Below are 22,647 nucleotides of genomic sequence, written 5' to 3' on the forward strand. Positions count from 1 at the left end.
CCCTGTGTGAGCGGCGCAGTGAAAAGCCGTTAAACGCTGCATCTATTATAGCAGAAAGGCGCAAGCGGGCGCAAATGCCATAGTGGCAGCGAGGCGGCGCAGGGCGTGCTTACGCGGTAACTGTTCACAGTTATCCTAAGCTTATGCTATACTCGGCTGCATGACGCTTGAAGACGAAGTTGAGCGCCTGCGCGCAGTCAATAGCGATTTGCACGCTCGCGTCGGCGAGCTAGAGCAGGCCTTAGCGGCTGCTCTGGCTCGGATTGCCGAACTGGAACAGCACCACGACGAGCCACCACCCTTCGTCAAACCTAATCGACCCAAACCAGCCTCGCCAAAATCGCCGCGCAAGAAGCGAGCACCTCAGCACAATCACAACCGCAAGCGAATGACCCCGACCCGCTCGGTCGAGCATGCGCTTGAGCGCTGTCCCGACTGCCTCTACCGCTTACAAGGCGATAGCCTCGATTATTCGCGTGAGGTGATTGAACTGCCTCAACCGCAGCCGGTCGAGGTCGTCGAACATCGGGTAATCAAACGCTTCTGTCCGCACTGCCAGCGCTGGCACAGCCCCAAGCTCGATCTGAGTGGTCAGGTGCTGGGGCAAGGGCGTATCGGCGTGCGCATCATCAGCCTGCTCGGCTACTTGCGTACCACGCTGCGCTTGCCCATCCGCCGCATCCAGGCGTATCTGCACAGCGTTCATCAATTGCTGCTCAGCACAGGCGAAATCGTGGAATTACTCCATCAGTTGCGGCAGAGGTTGCAAGCCGAGCTCGAGGCGCTCAAGGCACAGGCGCGTGCCAGTCCGATCCTGCACGGCGACGAAACGTCGTGGCGCGAGGATGGAATGAACGGCTACATCTGGGCGTTTTCAACCCCAGGCGAGCAAGCTGTGCGCTACTACGACTACGACCACTCACGTGGACAGGCCGTTGTGAAACGCATGCTGGCTGGTCAGTTTGAGGGCCACCTGGTGAGCGATTTCTACTGCGGCTACAACATCTATGCCGGCAAGCATCAGCGCTGCTGGGTTCATCTGCTGCGCGCGCTGCGGGAGCTGAAGCAGCAGCACGCCGACGATGCGGGGGTACTGCAGTGGGCGCAGCAGGTACGAGCGCTCTACGACGATGCCCAAAGCTGGCTGCGTGAGCACGAGCAGCCGATACGCGAGCAGCGCGAGCAGCAGTACGTGCAACTGACGGCACGGGCGCACGCACTCGGGTTCGCCTATGCGCGGGTCAAAAAGCATGCCTGCCAGGCGCTGGCGAAACGGTTGCTGCGGCACGAGGAAGAGTTGTTCCAGTTTGTGCTGATCGATGGCTTGAGTGCGGATAACAATCTGGCCGAACGCAGCATCCGGCCGCTGGTTGTCATGCGCAAGATCAGCGGCGGCTCGCGCAGCCAGCAGGGAACCAAGACTCGGCTGGGCTTGGCAAGTCTGTTCGAGACCTGGCAGGCACGCAAGTGCAACCCGTTTGAGGAATGCGTCAAGCTGTTGAGCCAAGGCGCAACCTCTTCGACCGAATGTTCTTTACCCCAACAGTGAACAGTTACCTTACGCGGCGCAGTTGACAAGCATGCCATTCATGGCTATAATGCCGAACGTGCGCGCCGAGGTGGCGGAATTGGCAGACGCGCTAGGTTGAGGGCCTAGTGAGCAGTAATGCTCATAAGGGTTCAAGTCCCTTCCTCGGCACCACGGGCGATTAGCTCAGTTGGTAGAGCGCCTCGCTTACACCGAGGTTGTCGGCGGTTCGAGTCCGTCATCGCCCACCAGAGAGCGAGTTGCGGGTTCTCGGTTTTGAGTTTTGCGGTTTCCGTATTTCCAAAGCTCAACCCTCACAGCTCGAAGCTCGAACCCGCCAGGGTAGCTCAGTTGGTAGAGCGCATGTCTGAAAAACATGAGGTCACGGGATCGTCCCCCGTCCCTGGCACCAGCACTGGAGAGCGGTAAACCCGCTCTCTTTTGTTTTGCGCTTCTCTGCCACTCTGCTCACATAAAACCGTGGGCGGCCACGCCACCCCCAAACTCATTATGACCAAAAACGAAGGACGAAGGGCGAATGACCAGTGCGGCTTCATCCTTTGTCCTTCGTCTTTGCAACGCGAAACGCACGTCAACCGGGCCGCCCTAGCTCCTGAGCGCCCCCACTGCTTCCTGCAAGCTTGCATAGACCTTGATTGACAGCAGGTCGATATTCAGCGCAACGATTGTCTGGGCGATCTCGGGCCGAATGCCAACCAGCAGCGTGGTAGCGCCAAGCAGGCGCACAGCGCTTGCCAGCCGCATGAGCAACTGCGCAACATTGGTATCGATCAGCGGCACGCCCGTCACATCGAAGATCACCGCGCGGGCGTGCTGCTGCTCGGCGCGGTGGAGCACCTGATCGCTAAGCAACTGCGTGCGCTCGGTGTCGAGCGCGCCGATCATGGGCGCTACCAGCACGCCGGGCAGCACCGACAGCACCGGGGTGCTCAGATCGCGAATAGTGCTCTCGCTCTGCCGCAGCTCGTTCACCGTGGTGTTCAGCTGCGCCTCGCGTTCTTCAATTGCCTGCAGGGCGGCGCGCAGCTCTGCAGTTCGCTCGGCAATCACTTCCTCCTGCCGAAGCTGCGTCTGCTCAAGCGCCAGCTCGCGCGTTTGAGCCACCAGCAGCGCATCGCGCACCGCCATACTCGAACGTAAGTTCCTGAGCACGACCAGCCAGGTGAATAGAAACAATGTTACCAGCACCGCCTGCACACCAAATACAATCGGCGTTTGTCGCTGCTGCTCTTGCTGGCGTGACTGGACACTGCTCTGGATATAGGTCAGCAGCTTCGCCATGCCGTCCGCATAGATCTGCTTCTGCTGATCATAATTGCTGCTGAACAGGATCGTGCGCGCATCAGCAAGCCGATTCTGCTCAACTGCTGCGAGCGCGTCGGCCTCCAAATTCAGCAATTGAGTATTCGCGGCATCGGTTTCAGCCCGAATCTTCGAGGCAAGCTGCGACGGCACCAGGCTGATCGTTTCCTGAAGCGCGACATCGAGCTGCGGCACAAAAGTGTTGTAGCGGGCAATCCACATATGGTCGCCGGTGAGCGCGGCCATGCGGGCCGACATCGTCAGCACTTCGTCGAAATGCACGATTTCGCCACGCAACTCATACAGGCGAATATCGGAGGCGACCGTGGTGGAAAGCGCGCGATTGGCCGCATACACATCCCAGCTGAGCCAGCCAATGACGCCGAGCGTCAGAATGAGCGCTGTGAGCAGCAGTTTCGTCGGGGAAAGATGCATTCTAGACATCACGAGGTCCTTTTGCGATCTGTCAGTTGATGGCCAGTTCGTAGGCGCAGAATATTTTTCTTGAAGGCGATCGTCATTTTCGCGACAAGGAGCGCGGGAAAGCTGCGTGCTACCACGCGCCTGCCAACGGGTGCCGAAGCAAGCCGCTGCTCAGCAGCACAATGCCAGTAGAGTGAACCGCACGCCAATCTTTTGCGATACGAACATTTTATGCGGCAGCCGCCGCGGCGTTAGTCATGCTCTACTGAGCCTAATACGCAGCGATACACGCGCTCCTGCGGGCTTTCTCTCTGCGCTGCAGGTATTTTGCGCGGCCAAATCTTTTGGGTACGAATCTTGCCTGAACTCTGGCAGCACTGGCAAATTTCACAGCGATGAGGAGCGCTTGGGATGACAGATATACAAAATGCTGCCGATACCACGACTGTATCGCGTGAGCCGGGCGGTGGGCAGCGCGTGTTTGTGGTTCTTAACCCCATGGCTGGAAGCTGCACCGCCGATGATGTGCACACCGCACTTCAGCAGCATTTTGGCGACAACACCACCGTGGATATTTACGAAACTACCGGCGCCGACGACGAAGATGTGGCCGAAATTGTGCGCCGCGAAGCTGGCAAAGGCGCAGCCCTGGTTGGCGCAGCTGGCGGCGATGGCACCGTTTCCGAAGTGGCTGAAGGCCTGATCGGCAGCGATATTCCGATGGGCATCATCCCCGTAGGTACCGCCAACGTATTTGCACGCGAGCTTGCGCTGCCCATGACGCTGAATGAGGCCTGCGCGCTGCTGGCTGGCGAATATGGCACCACCAAAATCGACGCCATGAAAGTTGGCGACGATTATTTCATTCTTCAGATTGGCATTGGCCTCGACTCGCTCATGATCCGCGATACCGAGCGCGAAGCCAAGCGCCGCTTCGGCCGCGCCGCATATATCTGGACCATGCTGACGCGCCTGGTGGGCTACCAGCCGGTGCGCTTTACGATCATGGCCGATGGCCGGCGCGTGCGCCCGCGCGCCTCGCAGGTGCTGATCGCCAATGGCGGGGTGCTGGGCGTGCCGCCGTTCCGCTGGGGACCCAATATCGCGCCCGACGACGGCAAGATCAATGTTTGTATCGTCAGTGCGCGCACCGCGCTCGACTACCTGGGCCTGATCTGGCACACAGTTTTGGGGCAGCAGCGCCGCGATCGCAATGTGCGCTACCTCGATGCAGCCACCAGCATCGTCATCAGCGCCGACCACCCGCTGCCGGTGCAGGCCGACGGTGAAATCCTGGGCAATACGCCTATTCAGATTCAGGTGGTACCACACGCCGTCACGGTTATTGTACCCCAGACGGCGGCATTGCCACACGAAACACCACTGGCCGAGCGTGCAGTTGCGGCATAGCTGGCGGCCAGCGCCGCCTGTGGAAAGGAGCACTCGATGGCAGAAGAAGCGCAGCAAAATGCGAAACAGGACGATATGAATCCAGCCACCGCGCCGCATCCCTGGGATCAGCCCTCGCCCGAGGCGCAGGCTAAGGCCGGGCCTGCTGCCGAAGCGGTGAAGGCGGCTGTGAATACGATCAAAACGCCGCAGCAGGCCGAAAAGGTGGCGCAGGAGCTGGTGGCCGCCGCTTCGGGCACCACCGAGCGCGACATCCGCGAGCAGGCGCCTGCCGACGCCGAGCCGGCCCAGGCAATTCAGGCTGTGGCCGATGCCAGTTCCAAGCGCGAGCAAGCCCCAGCTACGATTGTCGAGGCGGCGATGCAGGTGGCGGGCAGCAGCGGCGAAACCCGCGAGGCGCTTGAGCAGGCAATTCACCAGGCCACCAACCCCGAGCAGCAGGGCGCAACACCGCCCGCCGAGCGCGAGCCGCTCGACATGCTGCGCGAAGCGATTATGCACCAGATGAAGCCCTACCAGGCTGTGGATGCGCGCGCCTACCTGGCGATTAACCACTTGCCGCACACACAGCTTACAAACCGGCTTATGTATGGCCTCACCTTCGTTATGACCGGCGGCTTTGGCTGGATCGCCGGCTTGGTGGCGGCCGCCGTTCTCGATAAGAAGCGAGGCCGCCAGGCGTTGCTGCAAATATTGCCGCCGCTGTGGTTCGCAACCATGACGGTCGAGTACCCGATCAAGTACTACTTCCGCCGCAAGCGCCCATTTATCGATATTGTGCAGGCGATTGCCGTGGGTAAAAAGCCCGGCACCTTCTCCTTCCCTTCCGGCCACTCGGCGGCGGCATTTGCTGGCGCGTGGCTGCTCAGCCGGCACTACCCCGAAATGCGGCCGCTGTGGTACACGATTGCCACAATGGTTGGCTTTTCGCGTGTGTACCTGGGCGCGCACTACCCCGGCGATGTGCTGAGCGGCGCGCTCACTGGCACGGCGCTGGCCGAACTGACGCGCTGGCTGATCGAGCAGGGCGACCAGCTCAACGATCAGGGTTTGCTCGAACAGCTGCGCGAGCGCTTTCTGAACGTGGCCGAGAGCGTCGTCGAGTCGGCGTAAGCACGCAATCCAATCACGAACTCCAGAGGCGCGGCGAGCCATTTGCGAGGCTTGCCGCGCCTTGAGCTATCGCAGGGCCATGCGAAGGCTGGAACTGGAGCAAGATCGACCCACAGATTGCGCAGATGACACAGATGTGAGGCATTTCATCTGCGTCATCTGCGCAATCTGTGCATGATTTTTGGGATTTTGACGTGGCCCTGAAGCTATTGTGCGCCGAATTGACCAAATAGAAACTATGACATAGCATGAGAGACTAAATCATCACGTACTACCATATAGCTTCGGAACGAACACTTCGCCTGCCTGCAGCTGCACCGGCGCGGTTTGGGGCGCTGGCAATAGATGATGAGGGGGTTATGCCGAACAATCGGATCACCGGCCCGCGCGGCTTCGAATTCCATGTCGCCCGCGACTCGCGCGACTACTATCGCTTCGACGATTGGCTTTACAGCATCAGCGGCAATGTGGTGTTCGCCAATTTCCGCGCCGCGCGCCAGTTCGCCCAGCGCATGAACGAAAAGCGCGATCTGCTCAGCTTCCCCGAACAGGCGGTCCGTGCCTCGCAGATCAACGCGCTGGCGCTCATCCACGAGCTCACACATTTTATGTTTCGCGCCTACGTCGAGCAGAACAACCCCGAGCTGGTTGCGAACTCGCTCGAATGGCTGAACCAGCAGGTTGGGGCCGAGGGCGTGGATGCCGCGCTGCGCAAGTTTGCCGACGAATTTCCGGCCTTTGCCGTGTACCGGCGCGATACCGACCTCGACACCTACCTGGCCGGCTCGACCGATGGCATCCCGAACCGCGAGATCGTGCTGGAAGAGATGCTGATGCTGTGGCTGGAAAACGCCAACCCAGCCTTTACGCCCTTCCAGGAGCTGTTCGACGACCACGAGCTTGAGCGCGAAACGCCCTACCCCACCGTTATGTCCTCGCTCTACAGCTTTTTCGGCTCGGCGGCGGCAGGCGGCGGCGGCGCGAGTGGTGGCGACGATGATGGCCCGGCTGGCGCGGCGCGCGCGGCAGGCGGCATCTTCGGCGGCGGCGAAAACCTGATCGACATGCTGCTTGCGCCATCGCGCGCCGCGCCCCACTCGCTCGAAGCGCAGCTTGAGTTCATTCGCTCGCGCTGGGGCATTACCCTGGGCAAAGAGGTCTACCGCCTGCTGGGCGGCCTTGACCTGATCAAGGAAGAAGAAAAGCCGGTGTTCTTCGGCCCCGGCCCAATCGAGATCCCAATCGGCTCGTTCGAAGGGCTCGAAGCCGAGCCCGAGCAGTTCAGCCCCGACAAGGGCTGGATGCCGCGCGTGGTGATGATCGCCAAGAACGCCTACGTCTGGCTCGATCAGCTCGCCAAGCAGTACGACCGCCCGGTTCGTACACTCGACGAAGTGCCCGACGAGGAGCTGGACCGCATGCAGCGCTGGGGCATCACTGGCCTGTGGCTGATCGGCCTGTGGGAGCGCAGCTCGGCCTCGCAGCGCGTCAAGCAGATGATGGGCAACGCCGACGCCGTCGCTTCGGCCTACTCGCTCTACGATTACACCATCGCCGCGCGCCTGGGCGGCGAGGGCGCGTGCGACAACCTGCGCCAGCGCGCCTGGAAGCGCGGTATTCGCCTCGCCAGCGACATGGTGCCCAACCACGTCGGCATCGATGGCCGCTGGGTTGTCGATCACCCCGACTGGTTTCTGTCGGTGTCCGAAACGCCCTACCCATCCTACTCGTTCAACGGCCCCGACCTTTCGTGGGACGATCGTGTTGGCATTTTCATGGAAGATCACTACTACGAGCGCACCGACGCGGCTGTGGTCTTCAAGCGGCACGACCGCCACAGCGGCGACACGCGCTATATCTACCACGGCAACGACGGCACCACCATGCCCTGGAACGACACTGCGCAGCTCAACTACCTCAACCCCGAAACGCGCGAGGCCGTGATCCAGACCATCCTGCACGTTGCGCGCCAGTTCCCAATCATCCGCTTCGACGCAGCCATGACTCTGGCCAAGCGCCATATCGAGCGGCTGTGGTTCCCCGAGCCCGGCGCAGGCGGCGCCATTCCCTCGCGCTCCGAGTACGCCATGACCAAGGCCGAGTTCGAGGCCGCCATACCCAACGAGTTCTGGCGCGAGGTCGTCGACCGCGTGGCGCAGGAAGTGCCCGACACGCTGCTGCTGGCCGAGGCCTTCTGGCTCATGGAAGGCTATTTCGTGCGCACGCTTGGCATGCACCGCGTGTACAACAGCGCCTTTATGCACCTGCTGCGCGACGAAGACAACGCCAAGTATCGCTCGCTGATGAAGCAGACGCTGGAGTTCGACCCCGAAATTCTCAAGCGCTACGTCAACTTCCAGAACAACCCCGACGAGAAAACCGCCGTCGAGCAGTTCGGCAAGGGCGACAAGTATTTCGGCATTTGCACCGTGATGCTGACGCTGCCCGGCCTGCCCATGTTCGGCCACGGCCAGATCGAGGGTTTTGCCGAAAAGTATGGCATGGAGTACCAGCGCGCCTACTGGGACGAGCAGCCCGACCAGTATCTGATCGAGCGGCACGAGCGCGAGATCTTCCCGCTGGTGCACAAGCGCTACCTCTTCGCGGGCGTCGATCAGTTCCTGCTCTACGATTTTTTCACCGCCGACGGCGGCGTGGCCGAAGACGTGTACGCCTACTCGAACGGCTTCAACGGCGAGCGCGCGCTGGTGCTGTACCACAACGCCTACGCCGAAGTGCGCGGCTGGGTGCGCCAGTCGGCCGCCTTCTCGGCGCGCACAGGCAATGGCGACGAGCGCGCCCTGGTGCAGCGTTCGCTTGGCGACGGCCTGCGCCTCTCGGCCGACGAGCAGGCCTTCTACATTTTCCGCGATTACGCCAGCGGCCTGGAATACCTGCGCAGCGGGCGCGAGCTGGTCGAGCAGGGTTTGTATGTCGAGCTGGGCGCCTACCGCTGCCACGTCTTCCTCGATTGGCGCGAGGTACATAACGACGCGATCAACCAGTACGCGCAACTGGCCGAATTTCTGGCCGGGCGTGGCGTGCCAAGCGTCGAGGAAGCCCTCAAGGAGCTGTTCCTCCAGCCGTTGCACTACCCGTTCAAGCAGCTTGTCAACGCCGATCTGTTCCGCCGCCTGATCGCCACCGCCGCGAGCGCCGCGCCTACCGACGCGGAAGAACCCGACGCAGCGGCTGAACCCGAAGCAGTGGCCGAACCCGCCGCGCCGGCCGCGCCAACAACAGCGGATGAGGATGCGGAAGAAACAAGCGCCGTGGCCGAGCCAGCCGAGTCGGCGGATGCCCCGCCCTCCGCGCTCGACGAAGCCGAGCAGAAGCTGCTTGCACTCCTGCAGGCGATTGCCGACTTTACCGGCAGCACCGTGCCTGCCGCGCCGATCGCCGCCGAGGTGCGCGCCGAGCTTGAGCGCATCCTGGAGATGCCCACGCTTGAGCGCGAGCACGCGGGCGCAAGCGCCGACCCGATCAGCGACGTGGCCTGGGGTGGCATGTTGAGCTGGGCATTCGTCCACGCCCTCGGCAAGCTCGACACGCCCACCGACTACGCCGAGCAAAGCCGCACCTGGATCGACGAGTGGCGGCTGGGCCAGATCATCACCGACGTGCTCTACGCGCTCGGTGCCGACGAGCCACGCGCCTGGCAGACAGTGCAGCTCGTGAAGCAGATGACCAGCTACCAGGAGTGGTTCCGCTCGCCCGAGCTGCGCCAGCCGGCCCGCCTGATCGAGGCGCTGCTGGCCGACACCGACGTGCAGCAGCTGCTGCGCATCAACCGCTACCAGGGCGTGCTGTGGTTCGACAAAACCGCCTTCGACACGCTGCTGGCCCAGCTGCTGCGCGTGGCGCTGGTAAGCCTGCCCGGCGGCACTCCCGCTGCCGACGAGCCGAGCATTGCCGAGTGCGTCGCGCTGATCGGGCAGCTTCATGCGGCGGCAGCCAGCGCCGGCTACCAGGTCGAGAAGCTGCGCGCGCTGGGGCAGAGCTAGCGCAACTCTTTGGAAGGCTGTTTCTGGCTCTGACCAAAGACGAAGGAAGAATGACCAAGCGCAAGGTGATCATTCTTCCTTCGTCTCAGCATCCAAGGCAAGGGGCAGGCGTGGCTGAAACACCGCGCCTGCCCCTTGCACAAACCCAATACCGTACCACCAAGACTCGCGAGCGCATTCTAAAGCCCTCTGTGCCTCTGTGTCTCTGTGGTGAACGTTCCCGGTTGCGCCTAAACCCCGCCCGCATTTGACGCGCCGTGTGCAGGCGGCTATACTCCCCGCCACTATGAGCGTCTTGCCGACACAGCAGCCCACGCAGCCCGCGCCCGCCACGTTTTCGCGGCGGCGGCGCTGGCTGTTGGCGGCGGCGCTTCTGCTGCTTGCCGTGCTTCTTCTTGCGGCGCTGGCAGCCCCGCTGGCCCTGTGGGCCTACGACATGGAGCGCGCCGGCCAGCTGCTCGACACAGGCCTGGCCTGGCCCACGCCACGCGCCGCCGCCAGCATGCCAAAAGCCCGCGATGCTGGCGCGCTCCGCGCCGCGCTTGCCTACCTGGAATCTGCCGCCGCCCGCCGCCCCGCCCACCCGCAAGCCTACCGCCTTGAAGGGCAAGCCTACCTCGCGCTTGGCGACCTCGACGCTGCCGCCGCCGCCTACGCGCGCGCCTTGGCGGTCGCGCCCGCCAACCAGCTCATCCGCTGGGAAACCAGCCTGGTGTACGCGCAAATGGCAGCCGTGGCAAAAACCACCCCGCGCACCGATCTGCTCGCGCAGTTGCTGGCCGGCCAGATCGACGCGCCGGGCAATCTCATAAAATCCCTGTTCTGCACCGACCAGGGCGCGGCCTCGTGCTACCGCGGGCAAACCGCCTACGAGCAAGCCTTCGCCACTGGCCCGCGCGGCCAGAAGCTGCGCGCCCCGGCCCTGTTTCTGCACCCACCCGCCAGCATTTCCATACCGCTCGCGGTGCCAGCAGAACGGGCCGCGCTGCACTTCCTCATCGGGCTCGACCCGGCCGCGCGCGAGTGGCAAACCGACGGGGCGACATTCCGCGTGTGGGTCACACCGGCCGATGGCAAGCGCGTGCTCGCCACTGAGCTAACGGTTGATCGAGAAACCGCGTTGCGCGGCTGGGTACCGGGCTGGGCCGATCTGCGCCCGTGGGCTGGCCAAAGCATCACGCTCACGCTGGAATCGGATGCTGGGCCGAACGGCGACCCCACCGACGACTGGTTCGCCTGGGGCGAGCCATCGCTCACCACACCACCCGCCGCGCGCTACGCCACCGAGCAGCCTGAGCTACGCGCCCAGGAGCTGCGCAAGGGCCTGAAGTAGTCGGCCCGCCCGCAAAGATGAAGGAAAATTCATCTTTAAGGCGTTACAGAGCCAAATACTATTCGAAATAGTAGCCTCTGTCATCATTCGCTCATCCCCAACTCTTTTCAGCGCCTCTTCTCTTCCCTACAATAGTTCTGTCAGCCCACGACGGCGTTGCCAAAAAAATTCGCGTAATTGTACCAAATCGATACCGCCTGAACCATGGCTTGGCAGGTTGCGCCAGCATGGAAACAAAGGCAGGACGCGTTGCAGGAGGAAGCGATGATAGCAGCACGTACACACACGGCTCGACCATCCATGCGGCCAGTATTTACCGAGAGGCAAGCGCCCAACGGCGAGTCAATCGACCCCACGCGCCTCGAGCTTGCAGCACTGCTGCGGCACAGTCTGGCCGAAAGCGAGCGTTTCTACCGTGGCATCCAGCACGACACGCGCTTCGCCTACGAGCTGTTTCGCCGCGCAATTGTCGAGCAGAACGACGTTGCCTGGGAGCATATCTACACCTACTACAGCCCGCTGGTCGAAAGCTGGGTGCGCCGCAGCGGGGCATTCCTGAGCAGCGGCGAAAGCAGCGAGTATTTCGTTGGGGCAGCTTTCACGAAGTTCTGGAAGGCGATCTCGGCGCGCTTCGAGCAGTTCCCGAATTTGGCCGCGCTGCTGCACTACCTGCAACTTTGCGCCGGCTCAGTCGTAGTAGATAGCGTCCGTGCCCAGTCGTGGGCCGAGATGCTGCCGGAAGAAGCGCTGCCTTCCGGGCAGGCGCTGCAGGCGGCGCCGGATGAGGAAGCGATGGAACGGGTGTTTTCCGAGGAGTTCTGGGGCTACATTGCCTCGCAGCTCAATAACGAAGCCGAGCGCGTGGTCGTGTACCGCTCGTTCGTCCTGGGCCTGCGGCCAGGCGACATCTTCCAGGCCCGCCAGGATCTGTTTTCGAGCATCAACGACGTGTATAACGTCAAGCGCAATGTGCTGGGGCGGCTCAGCCGCAACCCCGAGCTGCGCAGCATGCTGGCTTCGTAAAAACTTTCCCCAAGTACACTGATTGACCAGATTCTTCCGCGCGCAGGGTGGCCACCACCGCCCCGCCAGCGGCGAACTTCAGATGAGGTTCGCCGCTTTTTCGCCCCCACAGCCTAGCCCCTCACGTATATTCTAATTTTAACTTTTGTGACAAATGCTTTTTGCGGGCGTTTATGGCCTGATACTGCCGCCCGCCGGTAAGAAATCGGCGCGGGCAGGTATTTGCCACTTGTGTATTACCTGATGTTATGATAAAAAACTGCTGACATGTTAAGAAAAAGTATGCGCAAAATATGCGGCGAGCGACGTTCAATATTATAGAAACACTGGCAGGCCGATACTGCAGCGGAGTTTTGTATGCAGGCACCGATATGGGACGCGAGCAGATGCACGAGCTCGCCCGAGCTGGACGAAATTACGCTGATTGCGGCGATTGATGGCGAAGCGAGTCCCGATGTGTACGAGCATCTGAGGCAGTGCGGCTACTGCGCCGCCCGAGCACAACACTATGCCGACCTTCAAGGCTTTTTACGCAAACAATTTTTCCGCATGTTCTGCCCCGCCACCGACACCCTGGTTGCATTCCACGAAGAAACGCTTAGCGCCACACAATCGGATCAAGTTTGTTCCCACATAGCCACATGCCCCCACTGCAAACGCGAACTTACCTTCTTACGGCAGCTGGCCGCCGACGCAGTTGCCGGTCCGGCCCCGCCCGAGCAATGGTATACCATCTCCACCAACATCTCCCAAACCAAACCGACACATTGCCCAGCGCCACCCGGCGGCTCGGTACGCCAGGTTATTGCACAACGCACACAAAACCGCTCCACAAGCCCGCTTTTCGATTTCTACGGAGCGCCACGCAGCCAGGGCCACATTAGCCAGTACGCTTTTCAAGCCGAAAATCTTCAGATCACGATTGGTGTGCGCTCGGTTGCCAACCGTGCCGACCGCCGCGTTCTGACTGGCTCGCTGCGCCTTCACGACGAACCCCCAACCAGCCTTATCGATACAATTGCATACCTGTTTGACGCACACCAGCAGGCAGCGGCAGCCCGGCTCGATGAGCTGGGTAATTTTGTGCTCGATAATCTCCTTGCTGGCACCTACCGTCTTTCGTTTTGCCTGCCCGACCGCGAAGTCATTATTGAAACCATGACGCTCTAGCGCTGGCGCGTTCTGGCAGCTATCTCGTTAGGCCAAGCGATCAAGCCCGTGCTATGGTAAGATAGTGCGGCTGTGTGGTGCTGCGCAGTGCAACAAAGGAGAGCTTGATGGCAGGTGCATCCTTGCGCCGTAATGGCGCTGCCGCCCTGGGCCTGGCGCTTGGCGTCACTGCGGGCCGAATTGGCTATCCAGCCGCATCGCTCACGCGCATGATGTTTGCCGGCTTGCGCCAGCCGCTCTGGGCCAGCCCGCAGGCGCTGGGCCTTGCAGCCGAAGAAGTGGTGTTCGGCGCCAGCGATGGCGTGATTCTGCGCGGCTGGTTTCTTCCCCATAGCGGCGACACGAGCACGCCGGCCCCGACAATTGTTTTTGTGCATGGCTGGCCGTGGAACCGGCTAGGTAACCAGGCTGGAACGAGCTTGCTGCCCGACCGAACCATCGATTTTCTGCCCATGGCACAGGCGCTTGGCGCGGCTGGCTTCCACACCCTGCTCTTTGATCTGCGCAACCACGGCCAGAGCGGCTCCGCCCCGCCGGTGACCTTTGGCGTGCACGAGGCGCGCGATTTCATTGGCGCGGTGGAGTTTCTGCGCCGCCGTCCCGATGTCGACCCCCAGCGCATTGGCGCGGTCGGCTTTTCGATGGGCGCAAACACGCTGATCTATGGCATACCACGCAGCCAGCCCATTCGCGCCGCCGTCGCCGTACAGCCAACATCGCCGCTGGTGTTTGCGCCCCGGCTGGCGCGCACCGTGATTGGCCCGGCTGGCCCCGCGCTGCTCCATCTGGTCGAGCCGCTCTACCGCGCAATCGGCGGGCCGCCACTGGCACAGATCGACCTGGTGCGCGCTGCCGAGCACCTGGGCGAAACGCGCATGCTCTACATCCAGGGCACCGGCGACCAGCTCGGCACGGTTGCCGATGCGCAGGCAATCGCATGGGCCACGCCCAACGCGCTGCCGCTGGTGCGCCACCCCAGCACCGAGCGTTTTGGCGGCTACCTGTATGTACACGAGCACGCCGGCCAGATCGTGCGCTTTTTTCGCGAACAGCTGTAAGCTCATTTCTGCTGCGCCATAGCATTGCTGCGCCATAGCAGAAAACAAAAATGCAGGGTGGCGAAGCCACCCTGCACCTCCAGCACAACCACTGTTCTGCCGCACCAGCTAGCGCAGCGAGGCCTCCAGGCCCGCCTGAAGCTGCCGCATTTCCTCGGCCGTCAGGCGAGCTTCGGGATGCAGCAGCAGATACTCCCTGGGCGGCATCGAGCCGCGCCGAAACACTTTTGGAATGTCGTCGGTTTCCTGTTCGCTGTTGCTGGTGGTGCCGAATTCCGAGAAATTAAGCTTGTGGCGCCCGCGCTGAACATTGCGCGCCACCAGCCACGAAACCGGCGCAACATACGAATACGCCGGCCAGACGGTTTCGTTGCTATGGCAGTCGAAGCAGGCGCGCCTGGCAAGCGCACGCGTTTCCGGGCTATTCCAGGCTGGTTCCGCCCGTGTCGCCGGGTTGGGCGTTGGCCGGCCAATCGGCAGGAGCTGGATCACCACCAGCAAAACGAAAATACCAATAAATCCCAGGCGCACCAGTCGTGCAATCATCGCAATCACCACCACTACGATGCCGCCACCGTGCCGGCACCAACGAATCTTCCCAATTGTGCCATGCCTGCCTTAACATGCTATTAAACGCCACCCGCCCCATGATGAAAAAGAAGCCGGGAGCGGCGACGCCACCCCCGACCACATAACTGCCTGTGTTCTTCGCCGTGTTTAGCTGCCCTGGTTGCGCAGCTCTTCAGGAATATCAAGATCGCTCAGGCGCACCGTTTTGCGCGTGCCAAACTTCATGGTCTTCTGGCCCTCGCTGGAAAGCTGGCCGGTCTGCTGCAGGTTGCTGATTTCCTGCTGCATGGTCTGTGCCAGCTCGACCTCGCCCTGGTTGAGCAGCCGCGTCACCGCGCTTTGCAGCTTCTGGGTCGCGCCGCCCACATCGCCCGACTGCAGGTCTTGCAGGGCGCGGGTTTGCAGCTTGAACGCACTGACCTTCTCGACAATATTCATCACTGGGGCGTTGACCTGCGCGTTCAGGTTTGCATCGGCCGAGAAAGTCATCACCACGTCGGCGCGCGAGCGCTCGCCCTGCATGCTCAGCACTGGCACGTCGTACGACATTTCGACCTGGCCGATGCGGTACTGCCCGGCCGGGCGCGGGTCGACCAGCAGTTCGATCAGCAGGGTGCGGCCGCTGCCGGTTTCCAGCTCGCCAATCGGCACGCTGACATCGCGGTCGGAAACCGGGCGGTAGCCCAGGTTGTTGATCAGCGGAATAACCTGCCAGACAGCGCGCGGCGTGATGCCCTGCACCAATCGCAGGGTCAGGTTTGCGTTATGGATGGCCGTGGCCTGGGCGCGCTGCACCGTGTTCTGGAAGTAGGAGATGATCTTGTCGGGCTGGTCGATATAATCGGCAGTGCCGCCCGAGCGGTTCGCCATATCGATCAGCAAATCCTCGTTCCAGTCCTTGCCCACGCCCAGCGCGGTAACTGGCACGCCCATGCGGCCGGCGTCGTCGGCGCGCAGCAGGCATTCTTTTTCGCTCTCGGTTTGCCCATCGGTCAGCAGCACCATGCGCCGAATGGCATTTGCGCCGCCGCGCTCGATCTCGCGCAGGCCCTTCTCAACCGCTGGCGCGATCTTGGTGCCGCCGGCATCGCGAATACGGCTGATTTTATCTTGCAGTTCGCGCTGATTGGCCACCGGGCCAGCCGGAATAAGCACCTCGGTGCGGTGATCGAAAATCACCACCGAAGCAATATCCTGCGCGTTCAGCATCTCAAGGGCGCGGGCTGTCGCGCGGCGCACCCGGTCGATCTTTTCGCCTTTCATAGAGCCGCTGCGATCGAGCACAAAGCACACATTCACTGGCATGCGCACCTGCGCAACAGCCTGGCTTGGCTGCGCTTCGATCAGCAGATAGGCGACCTGGGGAGAGCCGGTGACCGGCAAATATGGCCGTGCCAGCGTTGCTCGAAGATTGACCTCACCGGCCATGGACTCGCTCCTTTCACAACACCCAACATGCGCACCACATCATACCAGTGTGCGGTGTCGCCGCTAGCTGGTACGTTCGAAAGGCGCACTGTGTTGCATGAACACGCGTAACATGCCTAGTATAGCATACCAGAGCCATCATGGAATACGCTTTCTGGCGGGGAAATCGTGCGCAGAGCGGCAATTGGCACTGCCTACCTGGGCCGGGCCGGCGCTTGCACAAACCACGTGGTGCCGTTCCGCTCGAAGAAGCCTTCCTGCCGCAGGCTTTCCAGCGCGCGGTTGACAGCGTCGCGCAGCTGGTAGGCCTCGATGGGCATTGCAAGCGCATACGGCTCCAGGGTCAGCGCTGGCCCTGCGGTTTGGAGCCCGGGCGCGTGCCCCAGGTCGATCAGCGCGGCGGCATTATCGGCAATCACCGCGTCGAGCTGGCCGCGCCGCAAGTCGGCAAGGGCTTCGGTGGGCGTATCGTAGGCCGAGCGCACATCAACATCGGCGTGGGACGCCGCAAACTGGCGCGCATAGGTATCTGCGTCGGTGCCGAGCGCCACGCCCAGCCGCCGCCCCACCAGCCCCTCAACGCCTGTGATATTCGCACCCTGCGGCACCACCAGCACCAGCCCAGCGTTGAAATAAAATGTCGAAAAACCGGCCCGCCAGCCCTGCTCGGGCGCGTAAGGCAGCGCCGAAGCGGCGATGTCGGCCCGGTGCGTGGCAAGATCGTCGTAGATCGAATCGAGGTTGCTTGGCACAAATTCCGCGCGCAGGCCCAGTTTTTGCGCAACTGCTCGCGCCAGGTCAATATCATAGCCGCTCGGCTCGCCATTTTGGAGCCAGGAAAAAGGGTAGTAGCCAAATTCGACTGCCACGCGCAATGTGCCCCGCTCGCGCGCAGCCGCCCACACTGGGTCGGGGCCCTGGCCGCCAATTTGCCAGCCCAGCTGCGTTGCAATGGCGAGCAGCGCGTAGGTAACCAGCACTGCCAGCGCCGCAGAATCGCGCCGCCGCCAGGCCCGCCGAGCGCGTTGCCATGCATCCAAAGCGCGTGTTCTCATCGTATGCTTATTCAGAATCCGTTGCGATTCGATCTTCAATCCAGTATACTTCAGGCTACAAAAGCAAGGCTTCCCCAAAGCAGGTACGTCTGGCCCGTTTTGTGTACGCGGTGGGCACGTTTCACTGCAACGCTCAGTTAGGATGACGATGTATGGACGAATACCGCGACCCGCAGCAGCCAATTGCTGCCACCCCCATGTACTCGCCACCGCCCGCTTACGCACCAAACACGGTTTCTCCCTACGCTACCCCAAAAGCTGGCCGCTTTGTTCGCTTCCGGCGAACAAGCCGTTTGGTGCTGCGGCGCCTGCTGCGCGGCGGGATCATTGCCGGGCGCGCGCTGCGGCCATACGCGCTGTTTGCCGTGCTTGTCATCGGGCTGCTGGGCGTGATCGGCTGGATGTCGTTTATGCTGTGGGGGCCGAAAGCCGCGCCCGCAGTCTTCTCGCGCGCCGACTCAATCCCGCCAGCGGCTGCGGTCGAAACCTTTATTCAGGGACAGAAAACGTTCAACGCCGATATTATGTGGGATGCATACAGCACGCAATATCAGGCAACGCAGCTCGCGAATGGGGCAACCAAGGCGACGCTCCAGGCGCAGGTCGATAATTTGCGCAACATTGGGCTGGAATTCCTGCACTACGACTATATTGGCGGCGTGAAGGAAGATGCCGGCGGGATGTATTTCTACACTGTTGATTTGCGCGTGCGCAACCAGCAGCGCCGCTTCCCAATCATCTTCCACGCCGATGCCGACGGCAAGATCACCGAGATTGAGTCGGTGCTGGCGCCGCAAAATGGTGCAAGCACGAACTCGCAGCAGTAGCTTCGCCCGTCTTGGCCGCATGACCCCTGTTGAAACGGAGTGTTGTCATGGCTTTGGAACCCTACACCCCACCCGCTGATCGCCGCTACCGCGACGACCTCGACCGCGAGATCGACCAGAAGCTCGACAAAATGTTCGACCGCTGGCCCACGAAAACATGGCGGCTTGCCCGCCGCATTGTTTTCGTGGTGATCGGCCTCTATCTGTTCTTCAACTATCTCGCGCCGTCGCTGGCTTCCTGGCTTACGCAAGGCAACCCGGTGCTCGACGCGCTGATGTTTGTCTTCCAGATGGCGCTGACGATCGCGCTGGCGATTATTCAGTTTGTCGCGATCTTCTGGTTCCTGGGGCGCGGCCGCACCTACTGGGTGAAACCGGGCGAGACGGGCGTATCATTCAAGGACTACCGTGGCAACCCCGAGGTGGTTGAGGCCGCGCAGCGCATTGTGACGCTGCTGAAGGGCGTCAAAGACTTTAAGGACATGGGTGGCGAGGTCACGCGTGGCTTGCTGCTGCTTGGCCCTCCCGGAACCGGCAAGAGCTACCTGGCGCAGGCGATCTCGACGGAGGCCGGGGTGCCATTTGGTTACGCCAGCGCGCCGTCGTTCCAGAATATGTTTGTCGGCGTTGGCCCGCTGCGCGTGCGTATGCTCTACGGCAAGGCGCGCAAGCTCGCCAAGGAATATGGCGCGTGCATCCTCTTCATCGACGAAATTGACGCGATTGGCGGCGCGCGCAGCCAGAACATGGCCGGCGGCGGTGGCATGGCAATGGGCGGCGGCATGATGGGGAATATGATGGGCGCCGGCATCCTGAACGAACTGCTGATGCAGATGGACCCGCCGCCGCAAGAAGTCAAGGCGCTGCGCAAGCTGCTGCGCAATCTTGGCCTGGTCAGGAAAAAAGTCGAGATGCCGCCTGTGCTGACCATGGGCGCAACCAACCTCGCCGAAACGCTTGACAAAGCCCTGCTGCGCCCCGGCCGTTTCGACCGGCAGATCATCGTCGAAGCGCCCGATAGCGAGGGCCGCCGCGATGTGCTGATGTACTACCTCAGCAAAGTAAAAGCCGAGCCGATGCCGATCGATCGCATGGTCTCGGATACGATCAACTACACGCCGGTGGCGATCAAGTTCGTCATCAACGAGGCGGTCATCCACGCCCACTTCGATGGCCGGCAAGCGATTAACTACTGGGACTTCACCGCCGCGCGCGAAGTGCATGAGTGGGGTCTCAAGCAGCCGATCCGCAACCTGCCCTATGAGGAGCGCCGCGGCACCGCCTACCACGAAGCCGGGCACGCCTACATTCAGGCCAAACTCATCAAGCGCGAGCGCATTGCCAAGGTCACGATTGTGCGCCACGGCCGCGCCGCCGGCTTTGTTGCGCAAAAGCCAATCGATGAGTACCACATCCCGAACAAGCAGGAAATTCTCGACGACATCACCATGACGCTGGGCGCGTACGCCGCCGAGGAAACATTTCTGGGCTACACAACCGCTGGCGTATCGATGGACATGATCCAGGCCACCGACATGGCCACGCGCATGGTTGGCTTCTGGGCCATGGACGACAGCTTCTTCTCGTATGGCGCGATGGGTGGTGTGGCAACGGGCGAGATCAAGCCGCGCGTCGAGCGCATCCTTGATCAGCAGTATCGTGTCGCCAAGCGCCTGCTCGAATCAAATAAAGAAGCCGTCATCGCAATTGCCGAGGCGCTGATCCTCCGCAACGAGCTGACGGACATCGACATCGCCGAGATTCTGACGCGTGTTGAGGCCGAGCATCCATTCGCCGACCCGCGCAACGCCGAGGAGCGCCCGTTTGGCCTGGTGGCAACGCGCGCCCTGCCCGAGCCAACCAGCATTCGGCGCAATGGCCGCCAGAACGGCAAACTGCCTGCCTCGCCTATGCCCGAGGTGCCTGTGCCGGCGGCCTCGCAGCCGCCCAGCGACCCATACAGCCCCAGCGCCCAGGCCGAAACGCAGGCAGGCGATGAGGCTGACAAACTAGCAGAAGAATAGCGCCGGCCGAAGCTTGTTTCAGGCGCTACAACGCGGGAGCGGCATTTGCCAGCTCCCGCGTTGTGTTTGTTCGGCGCCATAGACCTAACGACAGTCCATCATTGATTGTGAATAAATGTCGAAATCGTTAGCGGAACAGCATTGCTTATTACTTGCACGCTCATAGGGTTTCCGCTATAGTACCGCTATATGCGAGCACTCATTACCGGCATTAATGGATTTGTTGGCGGCCATCTGGCCGAATATCTCCTTGCCAGCGACGAGTGGGAGGTATGGGGCGTCGCCCGCCAGGCCGAGCTTGCAGTGCCGGGCTTGCGAGGCCGCGTACATATTGAGGCGTGCGATCTCAGCAATGTTGCCATGCTGAGTGCCGTGGTCATGCGCGCCCAGCCCACCGTCATTTTTCATTTGGCAGCCCAATCAAACGTGCCGCAGTCGTTTCAGGATCCCGCCGGAACGTTAACAACCAATATCTCAACACAACTGAATGTATTTCAGGCAGTCATCCAGAGTGATCTGGATCCACTGCTGGTGATTGCAACCAGCAACGAAATTTATGGCTATATCGAGCCAGCCGACCTGCCTTTGACCGAGCGCACGCCTTTCCGGCCGGTCAACCCCTACGCCGTCAGCAAGGCCGCCCAAGATCTCCTGGCCTACCAGTACCATATCAGCCACCAGCTGCGCACCGTGCGGCTGCGCCTGTTCAACCACATTGGGCCGCGCCAGGGCGAGCGTTTTGCGGTTGGCTCATTTGCCGCCCAGATCGCGCGTATCGAGGCTGGCCTGCAAGCGCCATGTATCCAGGTTGGCAATCTCACCGCCGAGCGCGATTTCACCGATGTGCGCGATATTGCGCGCGCCTATGCCCTTGCTGCGAGCTACGGTCAGGTTCCCTGCGCCTATAATGTTGGGTCGGGCCGCAGCGTGAGCATGCGCCACCTGCTCGATATTCTGCTGAGCCTGAGCACTGCCTCAATTCGTATCGAGCAGGACCCGGCGCGCATGCGGCCTTCCGATGTTCCACGGGTGGTCAGCGACTACAACCTTTTTCACGCGCATACCGGCTGGGATCCGCAGATCCCGCTTGAACAAACCCTTGCCGATATCCTGGCCTACTGGCGCGGCCAGTACCAAACAATGCTTCGTGCCCATTAGACGCATCGCCATCTTATTTTTCGCGGCGGTGCGCTCGACGTTTTACTTTCAATCTAGCCTAAAATTGCGGAGGAACCAATGAAAGCTGTTGTTCTTGTAGGCGGTTTGGGAACACGCCTGCGCCCACTCACATGCAATACGCCAAAGCCGATGATCCCGCTGGTGAACCAGCCATTCATCGAGCATATGATTGAGAATATGCGCGACCAGGGCATCACTGAGGTGATCCTGGCGGTGCAGTACCTTGCCGAACGCTTCCGCGAGACGCTGGGCGATGGTTCGCGCCTGGGCGTGAAGGTGCATATTGTCGAAGAACCCGAGCCACGCGGCACGGCCGGCGCGGTGAAGAATGTCGAGCACATGCTCGACGACACCACGTTTGTCTTCAACGGCGATGTGATGACCGACCTCGACCTGCGCGCGATGCTCGCATTCCACCGCGAGAATCAAAGCAAGCTGACGATTGCCCTGACGCCGGTGGAAGACCCGACCGCCTTTGGCCTGGTCGAAACCGACGCTGACGGGCACATTCGCCGCTTCCTCGAAAAGCCGCGCCCGGAAGACATTACCACCAACATGATCAACGCCGGCACCTATATTCTTGAGCCCGAGGTGTTTCGCTATGTGCCGCCGTCGCAGTATTACATGTTCGAGCGCGGTCTGTTCCCGGTGATGCTGCAAACCAGCGACCCCATGTTTGGCTACCCCTCGAATGCCTACTGGACCGACGTTGGCAAGCCGCAAGCCTACCTCGAAGTGCACCACGACATCCTGATCGGCAAGGTGAAATACAAGTTTCGCGGCAAGCCAGTGGCCGAGCGTGTGTGGGCCGAGGGCGATGTCGATATTCACCCGTCGGCGCAGCTGGTGGGGCCAGTGGTGCTTGGCGCGGGCGTGACGATCAGCGCGGGCGCGCGCGTGATTGGCCCGACGGTGGTTGGCGCAAACACAACCATTGGCAACGACGCGATGATTGAAGGCGCGGTGATCTGGGACGGAAATGAGATCGGGGCGGGCGCGGTGCTGCGCTCGTGCGTGTTGGGCCGGGGCAACCAGATCGGCCCGAAGACGCACCTGCTCGATGGCACGATCGTCAGCGATAACTGCACACTGGGCGCAGAAAACCGGCTGGAGCGCGGCGTGCGCATCTGGCCCGGCACCGCGCTGAAAGATCAGGCGATCTCGTTCTAACAGGCGCGC

General features: G+C 61.8%; 16 protein-coding genes and 3 tRNA genes. 15 read left to right on the forward strand and 4 right to left on the reverse strand.

All coding sequences use genetic code 11. The features are described from left to right. The first annotated feature begins 160 nt into the window (after positions 1–160). The 4 genes from tnpC to M1P90_RS25710 all read left to right on the forward strand — a co-directional run bounded on the left by tnpC (position 161) and on the right by M1P90_RS25710 (position 1,940). Positions 161–1,549: an IS66 family transposase gene (gene tnpC / locus M1P90_RS25695; protein ID WP_409569855.1), complete on the forward strand. Its 1,389-nt coding sequence runs from the start codon at positions 161–163 to the stop codon at positions 1,547–1,549. 64 nt (positions 1,550–1,613) lie between these two features. Beyond that, positions 1,614–1,702: transfer RNA gene (locus M1P90_RS25700), tRNA-Leu, on the forward strand. Between the two features lies 1 nt (position 1,703). Further along, a tRNA-Val gene (locus M1P90_RS25705) sits at positions 1,704–1,779 on the forward strand. Between the two features lie 85 nt (positions 1,780–1,864). After that, positions 1,865–1,940 (forward strand) — tRNA-Phe (locus tag M1P90_RS25710). 194 nt (positions 1,941–2,134) lie between these two features. Here M1P90_RS25710 and M1P90_RS25715 read toward each other — a convergent pair. Then, positions 2,135–3,295 (reverse strand): STAS domain-containing protein, encoded by a 1,161-nt coding sequence (locus tag M1P90_RS25715; RefSeq protein ID WP_483698432.1) that lies wholly within the window; start codon positions 3,293–3,295, stop codon positions 2,135–2,137. 390 nt (positions 3,296–3,685) lie between these two features. Here M1P90_RS25715 and M1P90_RS25720 point away from each other — a divergent pair, with 390 nt between their 5' ends. The 7 genes from M1P90_RS25720 to M1P90_RS25750 all read left to right on the forward strand — a co-directional run bounded on the left by M1P90_RS25720 (position 3,686) and on the right by M1P90_RS25750 (position 14,385). Beyond that, positions 3,686–4,684, forward strand: coding sequence for a diacylglycerol/lipid kinase family protein (locus M1P90_RS25720; RefSeq protein WP_483698433.1), 999 nt, complete (start codon positions 3,686–3,688; stop codon positions 4,682–4,684). 36 nt (positions 4,685–4,720) lie between these two features. Continuing rightward, positions 4,721–5,797: a phosphatase PAP2 family protein gene (locus M1P90_RS25725; RefSeq protein WP_483698434.1), complete on the forward strand. Its 1,077-nt coding sequence runs from the start codon at positions 4,721–4,723 to the stop codon at positions 5,795–5,797. A gap of 359 nt (positions 5,798–6,156) precedes the next feature. Beyond that, positions 6,157–9,801 carry an alpha-amylase family glycosyl hydrolase gene (locus tag M1P90_RS25730; protein WP_483698435.1) on the forward strand — a complete coding sequence of 1,215 codons (3,645 nt, stop codon included), beginning with the start codon at positions 6,157–6,159 and terminating at the stop codon, positions 9,799–9,801. A gap of 295 nt (positions 9,802–10,096) precedes the next feature. Next, entirely contained in the window at positions 10,097–11,134 is a 1,038-nt protein-coding gene (locus M1P90_RS25735; protein WP_483698436.1) for a hypothetical protein, read from the forward strand. A gap of 264 nt (positions 11,135–11,398) precedes the next feature. Continuing rightward, on the forward strand, positions 11,399–12,157 hold the full coding sequence (locus M1P90_RS25740; RefSeq protein WP_483698438.1) for an RNA polymerase sigma factor: 759 nt from the start codon (positions 11,399–11,401) through the stop codon (positions 12,155–12,157). A 456-nt stretch (positions 12,158–12,613) separates the two neighbouring features. After that, positions 12,614–13,327 (forward strand): hypothetical protein, encoded by a 714-nt coding sequence (locus M1P90_RS25745; protein WP_483698439.1) that lies wholly within the window; start codon positions 12,614–12,616, stop codon positions 13,325–13,327. Between the two features lie 107 nt (positions 13,328–13,434). Beyond that, positions 13,435–14,385: an alpha/beta hydrolase gene (locus tag M1P90_RS25750; RefSeq protein WP_483698440.1), complete on the forward strand. Its 951-nt coding sequence runs from the start codon at positions 13,435–13,437 to the stop codon at positions 14,383–14,385. A gap of 108 nt (positions 14,386–14,493) precedes the next feature. Here M1P90_RS25750 and M1P90_RS25755 read toward each other — a convergent pair whose 3' ends face one another. The 3 genes from M1P90_RS25755 to M1P90_RS25765 form a co-directional block, all read right to left on the reverse strand. Beyond that, the gene (locus tag M1P90_RS25755; RefSeq protein WP_483698441.1) at positions 14,494–14,931 is read right to left on the reverse strand and encodes a heme-binding domain-containing protein; all 438 of its coding nucleotides are present in this window, start codon (positions 14,929–14,931) and stop codon (positions 14,494–14,496) included. 171 nt (positions 14,932–15,102) lie between these two features. Then, positions 15,103–16,383, reverse strand: a complete 1,281-nt coding sequence (locus tag M1P90_RS25760) for a vWA domain-containing protein (RefSeq protein WP_483698442.1) — start codon at positions 16,381–16,383, stop codon at positions 15,103–15,105. Positions 16,384–16,577: 194 nt separating this feature from the next. After that, the gene (locus tag M1P90_RS25765; RefSeq protein ID WP_483698444.1) at positions 16,578–17,423 is read right to left on the reverse strand and encodes an ABC transporter substrate-binding protein; all 846 of its coding nucleotides are present in this window, start codon (positions 17,421–17,423) and stop codon (positions 16,578–16,580) included. 167 nt (positions 17,424–17,590) lie between these two features. Here M1P90_RS25765 and M1P90_RS25770 point away from each other — a divergent pair, with 167 nt between their 5' ends. The 4 genes from M1P90_RS25770 to M1P90_RS25785 all read left to right on the forward strand — a co-directional run bounded on the left by M1P90_RS25770 (position 17,591) and on the right by M1P90_RS25785 (position 22,638). Next, on the forward strand, positions 17,591–18,265 hold the full coding sequence (locus tag M1P90_RS25770) for a hypothetical protein (protein WP_483698445.1): 675 nt from the start codon (positions 17,591–17,593) through the stop codon (positions 18,263–18,265). Positions 18,266–18,312: 47 nt separating this feature from the next. Further along, positions 18,313–20,289: an AAA family ATPase gene (locus M1P90_RS25775; protein ID WP_483698446.1), complete on the forward strand. Its 1,977-nt coding sequence runs from the start codon at positions 18,313–18,315 to the stop codon at positions 20,287–20,289. A 189-nt stretch (positions 20,290–20,478) separates the two neighbouring features. Beyond that, a complete protein-coding gene (locus M1P90_RS25780; RefSeq protein ID WP_483698447.1) occupies positions 20,479–21,447 on the forward strand; it encodes a GDP-mannose 4,6-dehydratase in 969 nt (322 codons plus the stop codon). A gap of 78 nt (positions 21,448–21,525) precedes the next feature. Continuing rightward, positions 21,526–22,638, forward strand: coding sequence for a nucleotidyltransferase family protein (locus tag M1P90_RS25785; RefSeq protein WP_483698448.1), 1,113 nt, complete (start codon positions 21,526–21,528; stop codon positions 22,636–22,638). The last annotated feature ends 9 nt before the right edge of the window (positions 22,639–22,647 follow it).

It is taken from the genome of Kouleothrix sp. 19917, assembly GCF_057073505.1.